Genomic DNA, 18605 nt, shown 5'->3' with positions numbered 1-18605 from the left:
GCCGTTGGATTTAAAGAAATAATCGGTAAAATAATTACAAATGGAACAATAACCGTTAAAAATACCGCAAAAACAAAACGCCGCCAATTGGATTTTAACATGTTACCCTGTTGAGGCTGTTTTCCATAAATTAACTGTAAAATGGCTTGCTTTTCTTTTTGATTACACCCAGGAACCTCAATTCGATCCTTTCGATCTTGCTTAGCATCGGTAGCAGCTTGCTTAATTTTTAATTCGAGTACGTCTAATTTTTTTTGAAAAAAATTTTGAGACAACGTAAGAAACTGCACACGAGAGGGTCGCACTAAAGTGTTTTTGGTAGTAATCAATCCATACGAAATTAGCAAAGTACCTTTTTGAATAGTCATCGTATAATTAAAAAACCGCACCACTGTTCGAACTAAATTAATCAAAAATACCACGGAAAAGAGGACTAGAAAACCAAAAAGAAAACTATACAGTACCGAATTAATCATCCAATCTTGTTCGACTATTTTATCTTCGAGCCATTGCTCCCTTCCTATTTCATGTAATTTACCCCAAACTGAAAAGAAAAAAGTTAAAATCAACCCGACACTTTTAATATAGTTGGAGGTAATTCCTATTTTGAACAAACTGATAAGATTAATTTTTAAAAAGGGAACCGATGTTTTGCTAGGGCTTTCAGCTTCATAATTGGTTATCAAATTGTCGGTAGGTATTTGTGTTTCTAAAAGTCGGGACTTTAACGCTAGTGCCAAATCATGAGAAATCGCTTTAATTTCGGTCTCATGTTTATCCGAACCTGCAGTGTCTACTTTTAACCCATGTACTTTAATTATACGTTGTATAAGATTTTGGGTAACCGTTACTTGCTGAATTTTTTGCAATTGAATTACAGTTTTAGTCTTTGATAATACACCATCATAAACTATAAATTCATTGGTAGTTGCATCGATATGAAAGGTAAAATTAAGATAGCGCAAATAGGCAATACAGCTAACGATTAGCAACGTTCCTACTGCCGCCATAAACAATAAAAAAGCACTCACTTTCCCACCATTTAAAACCACTACCAAAATCAAGGGTGCAAAACCGCGAATGATTTTTTGAAGCGTTTCCAGAAAAAGGACCAAAACCCCTATTTTAGACTGGCGTTGGGGTTCGTAAAAATTAGCCGCCATTACAATTCCTTTTGAATTTTACCCATTAACAACTGCTTAATACGCTCAGCATCATCTTTCAGCAGTCCAGGAATTTTAATATCACCACTGTGAACACCCGCTGTGTAAATTTCGACTTGGGCCAAACCCAAATACCGGGCAATTAATCCTTCGTGCAAAGCTACATGTTGGATACGATTATAGGGGATAATTTTAGTATTAGTCGCAATGACCCCATATTGAAAAATTAAATCGTGTTCCCGAAAAGCATATCCTTTTTTACGAAAACCCAACACCAAAAAGGCAACTATTAAAAATCCGATTAGTGCACCTGCAAGCCATATGTATACAATTTGACTAAATGCAATTTTGTCCAACTTTAAAGTCAAAATCAGTAAAATCAAAATTTCGACAAATAAAAATATACCTGAATTTAAAACAATTACCTTTAAATATTTTTGATGTAATCGTTGCAATACAGCCGTTTCAAATTTTGGTAATTCTGAAACATTAAGTTCATTATTTGTAAAACCTTCCATAAATGTTGGATTAATTTAGACTAATGCATTAGCCATTAGAATTAGCTATTGATTACAAGTTGTGTTTACGGCAACCATTTTTTATCAAAATTGGGCTTCCGTTTTTCCAAAAATGCATCGCGCCCTTCTTTTGCTTCATCGGTCATATAGGCCAAACGTGTGGCTTCGCCGGCAAAAACCTGCTGCCCTACCATGCCGTCATCGGTCAAATTCATAGCAAACTTTAGCATTTTAATTGATGTAGGTGACTTGGCTAAAATTTCTTGCGCCCATTGATATGCAGTAGACTCCAAAGCATCATGAGGTATAACTTCATTGACCATTCCCATTTCAAAAGCCTCTTGAGCTGAATAATTACGACCCAAGAAAAAGATCTCACGCGCTTTTTTTTGTCCTACCATTTTTGCTAAATATGCGGAACCGTAACCCCCGTCAAAACTGGTAACATCGGCATCAGTCTGCTTAAAAATTGCATGCTCCTTACTCGCCAAAGTTAGATCACATACAACGTGCAAACTATGCCCTCCTCCTACTGCCCAACCAGGCACCACGGCAATAACCACTTTGGGCATAAATCGGATGAGTCGTTGCACATCTAAAATATTCAACCGATGGTAACCGTCATCACCCACGTAGCCTTGATGTCCGCGCGCTTTTTGATCGCCTCCCGAACAAAACGACCATACGCCATCCTTTGAAGACGGACCCTCAGCAGAAAGCAAAACAACACCTATCGAAGTATCTTCTTGGGCATCATGAAAAGCTTCCAATAGCTCAGCCGTCGTTTTTGGACGAAAAGCATTGCGAACTTCGGGTCGATTAAATGCGATACGAGCAACACCATTGCATTTCTTATAGGTGATGTCTTCAAATTCACGTACGGTATTCCAGTGGATCTCACTCATTATTAGAACTTTATAACATTATGGTTTAAGGTGATGTACTTATACAATTTTAGTGTAAAAATAATTCAATTTTCAATGCTATACGAATTTAATTTTTTCACAAAATCCCACTTTATTAACTACAGGATTCCTTTTTAAACACCAGAATTAACCGATAGACTCCAATCAATTCATTTCGATTAAAAAAATAATCCCTTTCCCCAAGTAATTGATTAAAAGTAGTCTCGCTATTTGAGATTATAAAATTATTCTGTACTTTTACGCAGTGAAGCCCTTTAATTATCAATGCAAAACCTACTAAAAATTTAAAAATGAAACGTTTTTTTTCGACCCAAAATCGCTTTACCATTTTACTATTATGGGGATTGGTATTGGTGATGGCTGGCCTTGTTTATAATGCTTATCGTTCAAATGAATTAAGCCCTTTTGCCGGTTGGGTAATTGGATTGGTTAGTGTTTTTATCCTATGGGTTCTACTCGATACCCGTTATGTATTGCGCAACAACTTTTTGTTTTACCGTTCCGGTCCTATCCGTGGTCGAATTGCTATTGGAAAAATTAAATCCATTCGTAAACATTCCGGTTTATTTGTTCCTGTAACGCTAAAACCTGCTTTAGATGTTAATGGGTATATAATAACCTACAACCAATATGATGATATTTTTATATCTCCAAAAAATCCTGATGAATTTATCCACGAATTAAAAAAAATAAACCCCGAGATTGTCATCCTCTAATTGAAAAATAGGCTTTTAAAAGGTCCTATTTGCTATTTCACTTCAAATAAATTCCGTTTTCTCTAATTTCTATTCGACGATCTTTATAGAGTTGTCCAACCGCTTTTTTAAAGGTTTTTTTACTCATTTTAAGTGCGGTTTTAATGTCTTCGGGATGCGAATTGTCATGCAACCCCAAAAAACCTCGGTTTGCGTTGAGTTCCGTTAGAATTTTTTGGACAGCAACATCAATTTGTTCCAAACCTTGTTTTTGAAATGATAAATCTACTTTGCCGTCGGGACGGACCTGTTTGACATAAGCGGTGTAGATTTTTCCAAATTTTAAGGTTTCATCAAATACTTGATTTTGAAATACCAATCCGCTGTATTTGTTTTCAATAATAACGTTAACCCCTGCATCAGAAAAATGAGTAATCATTACCTGTACTTCCTGCCCTACTTCAAGATTGACATTTTCATTTTGAATAAAGCGATGAATCCGACTGGAAGCTACTAATCGATTGGTTTGCGCATCTAAAAACACATATACCAAATACCGTTTCCCTGTTTCCATTCGTTGCGCTTGTTCACGAAACGGTACAAATAGATCTTTTTCCAATCCCCAATCTAAAAAAGCTCCAAACGAATTCATGTAGTTTACTTTCAAATGTGCAAATTCGTTTACTTGCACAAATGGACGTAATGTGGTAGCGACCAATCGTTCTTCATGATCTAAATAAACAAAAACTTCAAGCTCCTCACCAATTTCATAAATCTTAGGCATGTACTTTTGGGGTAATAAAATGTCGGTAATTCCGTCGGTTAAAAATAAGCCTACTGAAGTTTCACGAGCTATAGTCAATGTGTTGGTCTTTCCGATGTGCATAAGGTGAGGTTTTGTATTTTAAACCAATGATTTAAAAAAGGTAAGTAAATGACGATCATTTTCAAGTGTTGGGGTAAATATCTCTAATAATCTAGGGCGTTGGGCATTTTTGAAAATTTCCGAAAGGGCATCGGCTAATGTAGATTGTGTTGAGGCCGTAAAATATTCAAATCCATACATTGCGGCTAAATGCTGAGCGGTAAAACAATGCGCGGTTTCAAAAAAGGTCGTAAAGATTGGAGTTTCTTGGTGCCCAGGCAAAATTCTAAAAATCCCACCTCCACCGTTATTCAAAAGGATAATTGTAAAATTTTGAGGGATATAGGCATTCCAAAGCGCATTACTATCGTATAAAAAACTAATATCACCCGTAATTAAGGTCGTCTGCTTATTACTTCCAACAGCTGCGCCTATAGCTGTAGAAGTACTCCCATCGATCCCACTTGTCCCTCGATTGCAAAACACTTCAATTGTTGAATCAATAGAAAACAATTGCGCATACCGAATAGCAGAACTATTGCTAATTTGTAATTGAGAATAGCGGGGTAAAGCGGGTAAAACTTGTTCAAATACTTTAAAATCGCAAAAGGGAATAGATGCTAAATAGGTAGCGGTCTTTTCGCGACGATTTGCTCTTATCGCTAAAACATAATCACGGTAATTACTGGTAACTGTTTGGGTGCATTGAAAAAATGCAGGAAACCAAGTATTGGGACTCACTTTAAAATGATGGGACAAACAACCAAACGTATCATAGGCACGCAACGAATCAATATGCCAATGGTGTTGGGGTGGATACTTGCGTAAAAATGCTTTGATTCGTTTGGAAACCACCATTCCTCCAAATGTAATTAAAATATCTGGCTGAAAAGCCCTGTTTTCTTCCTCGGTGAAGGGTGTAATTAGGGTATCGATGGTATCTATTATAGCTGGATGATGCAAATTGGAAGTTGTCTCTATCATTACAACTACCGATGGATCCTTTGCCAACTGATTGACTATTTCTTGATCCAAACTATTGGGCATATTCACCCCTACAAGAATCAACTTTTTTTGAGAATGATTCCAAATAGATCCGAATTCAGCTAACGATTCAGGAACAAAAAAATCGGTAACCGCGGTTGATGCAACTTGTACAGCAACAGTAAGTTCAGCTAACGTTTCATACAAGGGCTCTTCAAAAGGTGCGTTAATGTGAACCGGGCCTTTTTGATCAACAGCACAATTGATTGCTTCATTAATCAACCGATCGTTTTCATCGGAAGCAACTTCTGTAAGATTCGCATTAAAAACCGTATGCAAGGCCAAAACACCCTCTTGACGAATGGTTTGACCATCCCCAATATCAATTTTGGATGAAGGGCGATCTGCCGAAACAACAACTAAGGGAATCTGACTGTAAAAAGCTTCTGCTACGGCAGGATAATAATTTAATACCGCCGAACCAGAGGTGCACACAACCGCAACAGGTTTGCAAAGTTGTTGAGCCAATCCCAACGCAAAAAAAGCCGCCGAACGCTCATCGGCGATACTGTAGCACTTAAAATCAGGATGTTGCGCAAAACCAATCGTTAATGGCGCATTGCGTGAACCCGGAGAAATAACAATATGCTGAATGCCTTTGCGTCGGAAAATTTCTATAATCGACTGAGCCAAAGGAATTTTTGGGTAAACCATGTGAAATTCTAATGGAATACAAATGTACGAAGCCTTAGCGAATGAAAAATGTTTTATAACTAAAATTACTTTCGCCACATGGCAAACCTTATTGAATGGATGCTTTTTAACACATATCTCATCATTCATTTACTGGGGAAATAAATCCAGATTCCATTCGCATATATCAATACGTATTGGGTTCCAAGTTTATTTGTATTTTTGAAAATGCAAATTACAATTCGCCCTTATAGTCGTGACGATGCACCTGCGATTTTAGCGATCGTCAATTATAACATTCTTCATACTACTGCACTATATGATTACGCTCCCCGCTCTTTAGCGCAACAAGAGCTGATTTTTGACGAAAAATTGAAGAAAGGATTTCCAATTTATGTTGCCGTTATGGATAACGATGTGGTAGGATTTGGTTATTACAGTGAATTTCGATTTCGGGAGGCCTATAAATTTACAGCTGAGCATTCGGTTTATGCGCATCCGAATTGGCAAAGAAAAGGCATCGGAAATCGTTTACTCCTGCAATTAATAGAAACGGCAAAAAAGCAAGGACTGCATACATTAATTGGTGTTGTCGATGCAGAGAACATAGATAGTATTGCCTTTCATGAACGAATGGGATTTGAAATTAAAGGTGTTTTACATGAAACTGGATTTAAATTTGACCGCTGGCTGCATAGTGTTTTTATGCAACGAATTTTAAAGTAATCCCTCTCAAACTATGAATTATTCAATCCCCTTCTACTATAAAATCTGTTGTTTTTTGATACAGAGTACAGTACTCTTTTGTGGATTTTATGTTCAATCCGCAACCTGTTTTACACTAAGCTATGGAATCACATTCGTTTACGGTGTAGGTGCTTTACTACTACCGATTTATTTTAAAGCAGAAGAGCAATCAAACGAATTTATCCTAAAACGCCAAACCCAGTATCGCTTTTTCTCTCTAAGTTTTGTTGGGGGTATCGCATTATGCTGCTTTACTGCCCTTGGAACGCTTTTTTTTGAAAACACGTATCACCTTGAAGCAATCACATTATTTTTTGTAATGGTTGCCATTATTGCAGCGATTGAACCACCACCCGCACGCCTTTTGCGATGGGAAAATGATGGATTATTAATTATGGGAGAAAAATTTTCAAATACGATTCCCTATGGAACAATTTCAAATTATGAAGTTGACTTTGATTCGATTACTATATATACCCAAGAGGGCTACACGCACTTTATTGAAAACATTATTTGGGACCAAGAAACTATGGAAAAAGCAATCATTTTTTTGAATTCAAGAAAATAGATTTACGGCGTATTACGAGTTAACATCTACCCTACAACAGAAATCTATTGTTTTAACCCTCTTATTTACAAGCCGTTGAAGCTGATAAATCGGCATAATAGTTTGTGGTTAAAAAAACAACAAAAGAGAAACTGCAAATCGAAGCATTATTTCCAATAATGGGATGGTACTTAAATCCTTTTGGATCTAATTTATTTTTACTGTGGAGATACACGCGTACCTCGATAGCACCTTTTCGATTACGGTAAGGAATCAGCTGCTTTATAAATTCAGCTTCTGGATTTCGAAGGTCTTTATTTTCTTCAAAAACACATGCAATTAGCGAACGAACCACATCAAATTCGGCTTGACTTAAATCATACGGCTTATTGTAATCGTTTTTTTTGGAGGGATAATATGAAAATAGCGCATAATCGCTATGGGCACTCAAATCTAGGGCAGATTTTAACGACGTATGGTTTTGTGTAACTGCGAGTCGAAACATTTTGGCTTCATCAAAAAATTCGAGCATATCATTTTTAAAAACTGCTTGATCTCCCGCTCCATTCATATCCTTACGACTAAAATATAGGGTATCATTTTGAATTCTAACAACACCCTGAAACTTCTCGTATTTGGAATGACCATGATCCTTCTCTTTTGAATTATACACAAAAGTACTATCGCTAAAAATAGTCAATTCATGTCGGGATTCAATCCAATCACCCGATTCATGAACCGCTTTGAACAGTATCTTTTTTAAAGGTATTTCGGACTTGTCTGATGGGTGTTTACAACCAACTCCCAACACTATAAAAACCAATATGATTAGCGTTTTTTGCATAAAAAAATAAAAAAATGCCTTACTGTTTTCAAAATCAAATTGAAAACCAATCCTGAATTAGATTGGTGCTGTTACTAGGGATTACTCGCTGAATAACTTTTCGAAATTGGGTTTAAAATAGTGAGGCCCTTTCATTACTTTTCCATCCTCACGATAAATCGGTTGACCATCTTCGCCCAGTTTACTCATATTGCTTTGTTGAATTTCATCAAAAACCGCTTCAATTTTATGTTGCAAACCATGTTCTATAATAGTGCCGCACAAAATATACAGCATATCGCCTAAAGCATCAGCAATTTCAATAATATCGTTATTTTGAACTGCTTCCCAATATTCTTCATTTTCTTCCTTCATTAAATTGTAGCGCAAAAGCTTTTTTTGTTCTCCTAAATCGGCTGTGGGAACTGTATGAATACCTAAGCCAAAAGCGGTGTGAAATTCTTTAACTGCGTTGATTTGTTTCTGCATAATTGATTAAATTAAAAAACTAAAATACAAAGAATCGTATCGTTTAGCTACCTTTGTTAAAAAAAATTAATAATCCATGTTTACTAAGGGCCAACTTATTTTTGCCGTTTTTTTTGTAGTACTGTTTGTGACTGCAATGGTTATTGCTTATCGAAAAGATAAAGCGTTGCATGAACGCTTTTATAAAGGTAATTATAAAATTTTATTGGCATTTATCGGTTTTGTGCTGTTTTTATTTGCTGTAAAAATTATTACAAAACATTAAAAAACTTAGGGGAATTTTATAAATTTACATCATAAGCTCCTCTCGTTATGAAGATTTTTCGCTACCTAGTGCTGCTTCTCGGATTATTTGCTTTGGGCACTTCGGTTTTTATTGCTACGCAAAAGCCTAATTACAGTGTAACCCGTAGTTTAGTTATCAAGAATCCGCGGAGTGTTGTTTTTGATTATGTCGATAATTATCGTAATTGGGAAACTTTTGCGGCTTGGATTTTGGAACAAAACGGCACAAATTTCGACTATCCCGGAAATGCTTCCGGTAAAGGCGCTGAAGTGCATTGGTCGGGCGATCGTAACGGATCACTAAAAACTATTGGCTACAAAACACAAACTACGCTTTATCAAGTCATGGAAGAGGCGGGTAATACAACCATTTTTCATTGGCAGTTTAAAGATACTTTAGGGGGAACAAAGGTTACCTATCGTATTCAAGGAAAATTAGATTTCAAATCAAAAGCGGCGGCTTTTTTTAAGGGAGGCGTACAATCTACAATGGCAGCTCTTTACGAACGTACTTTAACTAATTTAAGTAAAACACTTGATAAAGAAATAAATACATTTTCAATAAACGTTGGCGAAGCGGTTAATCGACCCCGTATCATGTGCCTCAAACAATATGCACGTTGTTCTGAAAAAGAAGTAACACGAACCATTAAATCTTTACTTCCACGCATGCAATTGTTTTTTAAACGAAACAAAATTGCTGCTTCGGGAAAACCTTTTATTGTATATCACCAATTTGATCGTGTACAACATGAAGTTGCCTTATCGGTATGTATGCCTGTAAGGGATAGTATTCATATTATGGAAGGAAGCGATATCACATTTTTAGTTTACCCACCACACAAGGCGCTTAAAGTTACACTCAAAGGAGATTATTCCCACACCCAAAAAGCTTGGCAAAAAGGATTTAATTTCATTTATGCTAAAAAATGGTTGCGCATTACCCATCTCAATATCACTGAAGTATATCGAAAAAGTATGGCAGAAACACCCCATCCTTCGCAATGGGAAACCGATGTTTATATCCCCGTACAACCTCTTACACTTCAACGTGAACGCCCCGTAGTTAAAGATTCTACGGCTACACAAACCACTAATCAGTCCATTCCAGAAGAAAATTAAACCTTTTGGATAAATAGGAGTCAAATTTGAAAAACACTCTGATTTGGAAGATGAAAAAGCATTCGTAAATGAATTGCTAAACCCACAAACACAGCAAAAAGCATTTAGCGAATTAGTGCATCGCTATCAAAAACCATTGTATCATCATATCCGAAGCCTAGTTTTGAATCATGATGATGCCGATGATGTCTTACAAAATACGTTTATCAAAGTGGTTCAATACCTCAAGGATTTTAAAGGAGAAAGTAAATTGTATTCCTGGATGTACCGCATTGCTACTAATGAAGCCCTTACGTATATCAAACAAAAAGCAAAACGCAACGGTTTCACCCCGCTCGAATATCAAGAAAAAGCGGTAGCGAAATTGGAAAGTGATCCTTATTTTGAAGGCGACGTATTTCAATTGCAACTCCAACAAGCTATTGCAAAACTTCCCGAAAAACAACAATTGGTTTTTAAAATGAAATATTTCCAAGAACTGAAATATGAGGAAATCTCACAGATTCTTGGCACTTCGGTTGGGGCATTAAAAGCTTCTTACCATCATGCTGTAAAAAAAATTGAAGAATATATTACTCACAATTAAACCATTTAAAAGAACTAGCGTCCAATAGGATATGAAACCATTTGAATTTGATAAACAACCGAAAATAAGTGCTGGTTTTACCACTCCTGAGGGTTACTTTGAAAAATCGGCTGCAGAAATTTTGAGCCAAATGAAAGCCCAGCCCAAAAGGTTATCACTTTGGGAACGCAATAAAAAAACACTACTTGCTTCAGCTGCAGTTGTGGTTTTTGGCTTAAGTGTTAGCTTGTTTTGGAATTCAAGACCAAAAGAATACGATGAAGCCCATTGGTTGGCAGTAGAAAATTATGTTACTGAGCATGTCGATTTAACAGATGAAGCCTACATTGATTACTTCAATAAACACGATTTTGAAAACCTTTATCAATCGCAAAATGAAGCAAAAGTTATTGAGGAGGTTTTACTTGAAAACAGTGATTTCGAAAATTATATATTACAATAAACTAAAAAACGTATGAAAACAATCGTAAACAAATCGCAATTCGTTATACTTCTAATGACGCTAGCTTGTACCTTAAGTACAATAGCCCAACCGCCTGGGCGAATGAGAGAACGTATCAAAGAAAAAAAGGAACAAGTCAAATCACAAAAAATTGCCTTTATCACGCAAGAGCTAAATTTATCACCTGATGAAGCTGCTAAGTTTTGGCCCATTTACAATGCCTATGACGAAAAACAAGCGGAAATTCGCAAACAAAAAGTAAATGCATTCATGGATCGAAACGATAGTGATGCGTTGGATCGACTTACTGAAAAAGAGGCGCAAAATGCATTAAGTCAAATGGAAAATACGGAAGATGAGCTCCATAAACTTCGTAAAAAATTCCTAGCTGATATCAAAAATGTATTGCCTTCTGTAAAAATTTTAAAACTAAAACGCGCAGAAGAAGCATTTAATCGTAAATTAATTGAACGCTTGCGCGAACGTCGTGGAAGAAAATAATAAAGTGCTTTTGCCACTCTAGTAGTAAAGGCAACTTGTGATGCACAAGTTGCCTTTTTTTATTAACGCAGTAATTTATAAGCTACTATTTTATTTTTACCCGCTGCGATTAGTGTTTCTGAATCGATAAATCGAATGGTGTATAATTTTGAATCGGAGTCCAAAATTTGCCAATGTTGCCCTTGGTCGTTAGAATAAAACATCCCTCCAGCACCAACGGTAATTAGCTCCCTACCTTTACTACCCGGAACAAACTGTATACATGAAATATACGTTGGACTATTATGTCCAACCCTTCGTTCCCAATGCTTACCGGCATTTTGAGTAAGTATAATATTCCCTTCGCTTTTCATCGGATTTGCATAATCGCCCCCCGCTATTACTCCAGTATTTTCATCATAAAAAGCCGCCGTAAATGCCCCCGTCATCGCTTCTCCTTGAATAATTGGCAACTCAGTTACATTCCAATGTTGCCCGAAATCAATTGACTTCCATAAGCGTGATTTTTTTCCACCAGTGATTACCCAAATCGTTTGCCCTTGGACAACTATATTCGTATTACTTGCAGCAAATGCCGCTTCACCTGAAACAAGTTTTGGCGCATTCTTTTCAGGAATCCGCTCCCAAGTCGCTCCACCGTCTTGCGTCAATAAAATGGCTAATGATTCGTCTGTGGGGTCTCCTATGGCTATTCCATGATGGGAATCTATGAACGAAAGTGCATCATAAAATACTTTTTCATGGGTTTCCTTATACACTTGAATGTTATTTTCCAACTGTGGCGAAAACCGATACAGTTGTGCTGGATTACCAATACTCAAGGCAAATAAATGTTGGTTATTTCGCGCTAGAGAGCGAAATTCAACAGGTAGCTCTGTTTTTAATTGAAGCGTTTGGGCCGCTTTGCTTTTCATATCGACTACTCCAACGGTACTTGAACTACCAGCAAACCATATTTTTTCGGCACTTACTTCTAAAGCGCGTATACTAATGGAATCCTTAAATAAAATTTCTTTTCGAATGGACTGAATTGGAGGTTGCAATGAAGCTTTTTGAAGTGAATTGCATGAAACAAACAATAGAATACTAGAAATTAACAAAAAAGATAACCGCATAAAGCTTTTGATTTTTATACGAAAATAACCAATTTCTAAAACACATTTCTTCAAAAAATATTTTTTGGCACAGTGTTTGGTTTTGAGCTAATAAATCATAAATACAAAAACTTATGAATAAGATATTACTTTTTAGCACACTTTTGAGCGGCTCAATCGCACTAAGTTGGGCGCAAGACCGAACCACGGTTAATGCAACCCAATCTGAAATCAGTGATAATCTTGATTTACGAGCAGTTGCTTCTTTATTCGGGGAAGCAAAAAATTTAGATGATTTTGAACGTCGGTTAAATGATTCTAAAACGCCTATTTCAAATTTGGATTTAAATAACGATAATCAAGTTGACTATTTACGAGTTGTTGAGTCGGTCGAAGGCAATCAACATATTATTGTTTTACAAGCGGTGTTAGGCAAAGACCAGTTCCAAGATGTCGCTACGGTAGAAGTAGAAGTTGATCAGCGCTCCCAAAAAGCACAAGTTCAAGTTGTGGGCGATGTTTATATGTATGGTCCTAATTATATTTATGAACCCGTTTATGTAAGCACACCATTGATTTACACTAACTTTTGGACACCCTATTACCAACCCTATTGTTCTTCTTGGTATTGGGGCTATTATCCATCGTATTACTATGCATGGAATCCTTTTCCAATTTTTAGATACCGACACCACATTGGCATGTGTATTAATTTCAATTACTATTACAATTATGTAAGTTATCGCCGTTGTTATTCTGCCTATAACTTTTACTACAACCGACGTGGTAATTATTATGAACAACGCTATCCGAATCGATCATTTGTACATCGAAATCAAGGAATTGCAAACCGGTATGAATTAGACCGAACTCGACCAAGCCGAAATATTGCCTATCCAAATACACGCGATGCTTTGGCAGGAACGCGCGATGTTCGAAACCCACAAGGAAATAATAGCGCTGGCATTCAATCCGTACAATCAAACTCTGAAGGTAATGTGCGTGGCAATTGGACTTCTGCATCAAATCCTCGTCCCGTTCGAAATGAGGTTTCAAGCACCAATTCTTCTCCACGCCCAACACGAAGCGATTACACAGTTGCACAAACTCCTCGCCCAGTTCGGAATGATTATACAACCACTACACCCTCAGCTCCAAGACCAACCCGTAGTGATTATACCGTTGCAGATACACCTCGCCCGGTTCGGAATGATTATACAACCACTACACCATCAGCTCCAAGACCAACTCGTAGTGATTATACCGTAGTAGATACTCCGCGCCCGGTTCGGAATGATTATACAACCACTACACCATCAGCTCCAAGACCAACCCGTAGTGATTATAACGTATCAGATACTCCTCGCCCTGTTCGAAACGAGTATACAACTCCCTCTACTCCAAGACCCGGCCGTCAAGATTACAGCGCTCCTACCCCACGAATTGAAACATCGACTAACAGTGGTACAAGGCAATTTAATTATTCTTCATCAACAACTGGTGGTGTACGATCAATGAATAGCGCCCCTACAAATAGAGAAGGAAGTGGAGTGCGTGTTCGTCGCTAAGTCCTATTTCAAAAAAGCACCGAAATAATTCGGTGCTTTTTTATTTTGTAATATTGAAAAGTAATACCTTTGAACACTTTTTAATATTTTTTTATGAGTTCGCATTCGCATCAAAATCTCCATGGCAAACTTTCTGCCGCGGGATTATTGGTAACCCTGGGGATTATTTACGGTGATATCGGTACTTCCCCATTGTATGTAATGAAAGCCATTATCGGAGATAGTCCGATTTCAAAAGACTTAATTTTAGGGGGATTATCCTGTATATTCTGGACTCTAACATTACAAACTACATTAAAATATGTTATCCTCACCTTAGGAGCCGATAATCATGGGGAAGGTGGAATTTTTGCGCTGTATGCACTAGTAAAACGCACCAAAATTCAATGGCTTATTGTTCCTGCGATTATAGGTGGTAGTGCGCTCCTCGCTGATGGAATAATAACACCACCTGTTTCGGTTTCATCTGCGGTTGAAGGCTTGCGCAATTTTAATCCAGACATTCCAACGATTCCAATTGTAATCAGTATTTTATTTATATTATTTACGATTCAACAGTTTGGTTCAAAACTAGTGGGCAAATTTTTTGCTCCTATGATGTTGATTTGGTTTACAATGTTGGGGGTGTTAGGTGTAATTCAAATGACACAAAACCTCAATGTTTTCAAAGCACTTAACCCCTATTATGCTTACCATTTATTAACCAGTGATGTTAGTAATCAAGGGTTTTTCATTTTAGGCGCGGTCTTTCTTTGTACTACGGGTGCTGAAGCGTTGTATAGCGACATGGGACACTGTGGACGAAAAAATATACGAGTAAGTTGGATGTTTGTTAAGATTACATTGATTTTAAATTATTTTGGACAAGGAGCCTACTTACTTGCGCACGAAGGATTAACATTGATGGAATTGGGAAGTTCCAATCCGAATCCCTTTTATTTAATCATGGCCAAATGGTTTCAACCTATTGGTATCGTAGTGGCAACATTGGCAGCAGTAATTGCTTCGCAAGCTTTAATTAGCGGTTCATTCACTTTGATAAATGAGGCGATGCGTCTAAATTTCTGGCCAAAAGTGCGTATCAAATTTCCAACCGATCAAAAAGGACAATTGTACATTCCTTCAATCAACTGGTTATTATTTTTAGGATGTGTAGGTATCGTTTTGTATTTCAAAGAATCCAGTAATATGGAGCACGCTTATGGTTTGGCTATCATTTTGTGTATGATTATGACGACCCTATTGCTCAATTATTATTTGATTTTAAAACGAGTGAAATGGTATTTTATAGCTCCATTAATCCTTGTCTATTTAACGATAGAATTTAGTTTCCTAGCGGCCAATATCGTAAAATTTATGGATGGTGGTTTTGTTACATTATTTATTGCAATTATACTAACGGGGATTATGTCAACATGGTATTTGGCGAAAAAGATTAGTAAAAACTACACCAAAATTGTTAAAATTGACAATTATAAAAAGGTTTTAGCCGAATTGAGTTTGGACTTATCCATACCCAAATATGCTACACATTTGGTTTACATGACCAATTCCAATCGTGTAGACGAAATTGAAGAGAAGGTTATGTACTCGATTCTCCAAAAGCGTCCAAAACGTGCAGACATGTATTGGTTTATCCATGTTAATGTCATGAATGAACCCTACCGCAAAGAATACAAAGTAACCGAAATCATCAAGGACGATTTATACCGAATCGACTTCTATTTAGGTTTCCGAGAAGCCACTAAAATCAACTTAATGTTTAAAGAAGTAATTAAAGATATGGTACAAAACGGTGAAGTAGACATTACAAGCCGCTATGAATCTCTGAATAAAAACAATATTATAGGAGATTTTAAATTTGTATTATCTGAAAAATTCTTATCCAATGATAGTGATATTACATTTTTTGAAAATATCGTCATGAATACGTATTTCATTTTGAAAAAATTCTCACTATCTGAAGAAAAAGGTTTTGGTTTAGATTCAAGCTCGGTAAAAGTAGAGCAATTTCCAATGGTGCTTCATGCTCCTGAACGAATTGAAATGCGTCGCTTGGATCAACACAATTATGAAAACGACAAGCATTAATTAAAAAAGCAGTTCCTTAGAACTGCTTTTTTATTACTCCCCGTTTATCTCCTTCACTATTTTAGACTTCTTTTACAACGAAATGAAAAAATGCCCTACATTTGTAGGCTTACTTTTTTTATAATGAGATTACATCGCAATTTAGTTTTTACCACAATTGATGCATTACATGCCATTTTCAATGAAGAAGAATATGCAGATAAAGTAGTTGCGCGTTCGTTAAAAAAAGACAAACGTTGGGGAAGCCATGACCGAAAGTTTGTAGCCGAAACGATCTATGATTTGGTACGTTGGAAACGATTATACGCTGAAATCGCCGAAGTCCGCGCCCCTTTTGATCGGGATAAACTATGGCGTATGTTTGCCGTTTGGGCCGTACTACGCGGTTATACGCTGCCCGATTGGAAGTATTTTGAAGCGACTCCACAACGAAAAATTAAAGGTCGATTTGACGAATTATCGAAAGTGCGAAAACTCCGTGAATCAATACCCGACTGGATGGATGAAATAGGCGTACTCGAATTAGGTGAAGAAGTTTGGACCAAAGAAATTGCTGCGCAAAATCGTTTAGCAGATGTTGTACTTCGTGTAAATACACTGAAAACTACGCGTGATAAAGTACGTGCGCGTTTAATGGATTTAAACATCGTTACCGAACCCATACCTAATTTACCTGACGGATTGATTTTACCAGAACGGGCAAATGTTTTTTTAACCGATGTTTTTAAAGACGGTTGGTTTGAAGTACAAGATGGCTCCTCACAATTAGTTGCTCCTTTATTGGATGTCAAACCCGGCATGAAAGTAGTTGATGCTTGTGCAGGTGCGGGAGGCAAAACACTACATTTGGCTTCTTTAATGGAAAATAAAGGACAAATTATTGCTTTGGACATCTATGAAAGTAAATTAAAAGAATCCAAATTACGTGCGCGAAGAAATGGTGCACACAATATTGATTACCGTGTTATTGATTCTTCAAAAGTCATAAAAAAACTTCACGAAAAAGCAGATCGAGTTTTAATTGATGCCCCATGTAGCGGCTTGGGGGTATTAAAACGTAATCCGGATTCAAAATGGAAATTACAACCTGAATTTTTGGATAATATTCGAAAAGTTCAGGCCGAAGTTTTGGAGAATTATTCAAAAATGGTTAAACCAGGAGGGAAATTGGTTTATGCCACTTGCTCTATTTTACCCTCTGAAAATCAAGAGCAAGTAAAACACTTTTTAACAACAGAAATCGGAAAATCATTTGCATTTATAAAAGATGTAAAAGTTCTTGCGCATGAATCGGGTTTTGATGGATTTTATATGGCCTTACTCGAACGAAAATAAATGTAACCTATGAATAAATTATTTATTACTCTAATATATCTTACAACGGGAATATTGTTGGCTCAAAATGGTGCGCCTGCAAACCCTTATTATAATGGATTCAATTGGAACTTAACCGGAATGAACCTTAAAGATGCTTTAGCAACAAAAATAACCAATACCCATACCAATCAACTTGTCTACACGCCAGGTGTTTGGAATGCCCTTAAAATTGTAGATTTAGATCCAACAAATACTGCCAATGTACTACTAGTTTATGGTTGGGAACCAGGATTAGATGCTGATGCTACTAACGATCGAACGCGCGATAAAAATGCCAATAGTGGAACGAATGGCGACTGGAACCGGGAGCATATTTATGCGCAATCTTTGGGGACGCCAGATTTAGGGCAATCAGGGCCTGGAGCCGATGCACACATGTTACGCGCTTGTGATGTCCAACGAAACGCAAATCGCGGAAATCGGTTGTATGCTTCGGGATCGGGAGCTGTATCCTACAGTATAGGTGCTAACAGTTGGTATCCTGGAGATGAATGGAAAGGTGATGTTGCACGAATTCTTATGTATATGTATCTCCATTATGGAGCCCAATGCTTACCTACTACAGTAGCTGTGGGATCACCAATGGCATCTGATAGCAATATGATTGATTTATTATTACAATGGAATGCTGATGATCCGGTTTCACAATATGAAGATAACCGAAATACCTACATGAATAACACCAACAATACCTTTGCACAAGGTAATCGGAATCCGTTTATTGACAACCCTTATCTAGCTACTCGAATTTGGGGTGGACCTAATGCGCAAAACCGTTGGCCCAACCTTTTCTTGTCCAATGAATTTTTTGATACAACCGATATAGGTATATTTCCGAATCCTTCAACAACTCATTCGGTATATGTACAAACAAATACCACCCTTGATCGCATTGCAGTGTATAATGTAAATGGACAAGAAATTATGCGATTGGAACAGCCTTCGTTTTCCAACAATACCTTGGAAATAAAAGACATTCCAAGTGGTTTCTATTTTTTCAAAATGGAAGTTGGAAGCGAATACGTAACCCAAACAGTAATCCTCAAATAAAAAAAGCCTCCACCTCATAAACATGCCCCAAAAAGTGAG

General features: G+C 37.0%; 20 protein-coding genes. 12 read left to right on the top strand and 8 right to left on the bottom strand.

The genetic code is table 11. From position 1 onward, the window contains the following. The 3 genes from Q0039_RS05975 to Q0039_RS05965 form a co-directional block, all read right to left on the bottom strand. On the bottom strand, positions 1 to 1163 hold a 1163-nt coding region (locus Q0039_RS05975; protein ID WP_297510598.1), incomplete at its 3' end, for a PH domain-containing protein. Then, positions 1163 to 1681, bottom strand: coding sequence for a PH domain-containing protein (locus tag Q0039_RS05970; protein WP_297510595.1), 519 nt, complete (start codon positions 1679 to 1681; stop codon positions 1163 to 1165). The genes Q0039_RS05975 and Q0039_RS05970, both read right to left, overlap by 1 nt. A gap of 65 nt (positions 1682 to 1746) precedes the next feature. Next, positions 1747 to 2577, bottom strand: coding sequence for a 1,4-dihydroxy-2-naphthoyl-CoA synthase (locus Q0039_RS05965; protein WP_297510604.1), 831 nt, complete (start codon positions 2575 to 2577; stop codon positions 1747 to 1749). 320 nt (positions 2578 to 2897) lie between these two features. Here Q0039_RS05965 and Q0039_RS05960 point away from each other — a divergent pair, with 320 nt between their 5' ends. After that, positions 2898 to 3323: a PH domain-containing protein gene (locus tag Q0039_RS05960; protein WP_297510592.1), complete on the top strand. Its 426-nt coding sequence runs from the start codon at positions 2898 to 2900 to the stop codon at positions 3321 to 3323. A gap of 37 nt (positions 3324 to 3360) precedes the next feature. On the opposite strand, the gene Q0039_RS05955 is transcribed toward Q0039_RS05960, so the two are convergent. Both Q0039_RS05955 and menD read right to left on the bottom strand, forming a co-directional pair. After that, positions 3361 to 4188, bottom strand: a complete 828-nt coding sequence (locus Q0039_RS05955) for a S1-like domain-containing RNA-binding protein (RefSeq protein WP_297510589.1) — start codon at positions 4186 to 4188, stop codon at positions 3361 to 3363. Between the two features lie 18 nt (positions 4189 to 4206). Beyond that, complete coding sequence (gene menD, locus Q0039_RS05950; RefSeq protein WP_297510601.1) at positions 4207 to 5865, bottom strand: 2-succinyl-5-enolpyruvyl-6-hydroxy-3-cyclohexene-1-carboxylic-acid synthase; 1659 nt, start codon at positions 5863 to 5865, stop codon at positions 4207 to 4209. Positions 5866 to 6072: 207 nt separating this feature from the next. On the opposite strand from menD, the gene Q0039_RS05945 reads away from it, so the two are divergent. Then, a complete protein-coding gene (locus Q0039_RS05945) occupies positions 6073 to 6570 on the top strand; it encodes a GNAT family N-acetyltransferase (protein WP_297510585.1) in 498 nt (165 codons plus the stop codon). A gap of 55 nt (positions 6571 to 6625) precedes the next feature. After that, positions 6626 to 7159, top strand: coding sequence for a hypothetical protein (locus Q0039_RS05940; RefSeq protein WP_297510583.1), 534 nt, complete (start codon positions 6626 to 6628; stop codon positions 7157 to 7159). 61 nt (positions 7160 to 7220) lie between these two features. Here the strand turns inward: Q0039_RS05940 and Q0039_RS05935 are convergent, their stop codons facing one another. Both Q0039_RS05935 and Q0039_RS05930 read right to left on the bottom strand, forming a co-directional pair. After that, positions 7221 to 7982, bottom strand: a complete 762-nt coding sequence (locus Q0039_RS05935; protein WP_297510580.1) for a hypothetical protein — start codon at positions 7980 to 7982, stop codon at positions 7221 to 7223. An 81-nt stretch (positions 7983 to 8063) separates the two neighbouring features. Continuing rightward, positions 8064 to 8450, bottom strand: coding sequence for a nucleoside triphosphate pyrophosphohydrolase family protein (locus tag Q0039_RS05930; protein WP_297510577.1), 387 nt, complete (start codon positions 8448 to 8450; stop codon positions 8064 to 8066). A gap of 76 nt (positions 8451 to 8526) precedes the next feature. Between Q0039_RS05930 and Q0039_RS05925 the strand changes: the two genes are divergently transcribed. From Q0039_RS05925 to Q0039_RS05905, 5 genes are read left to right on the top strand one after another with little or no spacing between them, the layout of a single operon-like run. Beyond that, positions 8527 to 8715 carry a hypothetical protein gene (locus tag Q0039_RS05925; RefSeq protein ID WP_297510574.1) on the top strand — a complete coding sequence of 63 codons (189 nt, stop codon included), beginning with the start codon at positions 8527 to 8529 and terminating at the stop codon, positions 8713 to 8715. 47 nt (positions 8716 to 8762) lie between these two features. Beyond that, positions 8763 to 9857, top strand: coding sequence for a GyrI-like domain-containing protein (locus Q0039_RS05920; protein WP_297510571.1), 1095 nt, complete (start codon positions 8763 to 8765; stop codon positions 9855 to 9857). Between the two features lie 43 nt (positions 9858 to 9900). After that, positions 9901 to 10443, top strand: coding sequence for a sigma-70 family RNA polymerase sigma factor (locus tag Q0039_RS05915; RefSeq protein ID WP_297510568.1), 543 nt, complete (start codon positions 9901 to 9903; stop codon positions 10441 to 10443). A 31-nt stretch (positions 10444 to 10474) separates the two neighbouring features. Continuing rightward, complete coding sequence (locus Q0039_RS05910) at positions 10475 to 10885, top strand: hypothetical protein (protein WP_297510565.1); 411 nt, start codon at positions 10475 to 10477, stop codon at positions 10883 to 10885. Positions 10886 to 10897: 12 nt separating this feature from the next. Next, positions 10898 to 11386, top strand: coding sequence for a sensor of ECF-type sigma factor (locus Q0039_RS05905; RefSeq protein ID WP_297510562.1), 489 nt, complete (start codon positions 10898 to 10900; stop codon positions 11384 to 11386). A 62-nt stretch (positions 11387 to 11448) separates the two neighbouring features. On the opposite strand, the gene Q0039_RS05900 is transcribed toward Q0039_RS05905, so the two are convergent. Then, positions 11449 to 12501 (bottom strand): oxidoreductase, encoded by a 1053-nt coding sequence (locus Q0039_RS05900; protein ID WP_297510559.1) that lies wholly within the window; start codon positions 12499 to 12501, stop codon positions 11449 to 11451. 113 nt (positions 12502 to 12614) lie between these two features. Between Q0039_RS05900 and Q0039_RS05895 the strand changes: the two genes are divergently transcribed. The 4 genes from Q0039_RS05895 to Q0039_RS05880 all read left to right on the top strand — a co-directional run bounded on the left by Q0039_RS05895 (position 12615) and on the right by Q0039_RS05880 (position 18566). Then, positions 12615 to 14048 (top strand): hypothetical protein, encoded by a 1434-nt coding sequence (locus Q0039_RS05895; RefSeq protein WP_297510556.1) that lies wholly within the window; start codon positions 12615 to 12617, stop codon positions 14046 to 14048. A gap of 93 nt (positions 14049 to 14141) precedes the next feature. Then, positions 14142 to 16139: a KUP/HAK/KT family potassium transporter gene (locus Q0039_RS05890; protein WP_297510554.1), complete on the top strand. Its 1998-nt coding sequence runs from the start codon at positions 14142 to 14144 to the stop codon at positions 16137 to 16139. Positions 16140 to 16262: 123 nt separating this feature from the next. Then, positions 16263 to 17474, top strand: a complete 1212-nt coding sequence (locus tag Q0039_RS05885) for a methyltransferase domain-containing protein (RefSeq protein ID WP_297510551.1) — start codon at positions 16263 to 16265, stop codon at positions 17472 to 17474. 9 nt (positions 17475 to 17483) lie between these two features. Next, a complete protein-coding gene (locus tag Q0039_RS05880; protein WP_297510547.1) occupies positions 17484 to 18566 on the top strand; it encodes an endonuclease in 1083 nt (360 codons plus the stop codon). Positions 18567 to 18605 lie beyond the last annotated feature (39 nt).

Origin of the sequence: Flavobacterium sp., assembly GCF_027484945.1 — a bacterium.
Classification (GTDB): Bacteria; Bacteroidota; Bacteroidia; order Flavobacteriales; family Flavobacteriaceae; genus Flavobacterium.
This window is presented reverse-complemented; position numbering and strand designations above follow the sequence as displayed.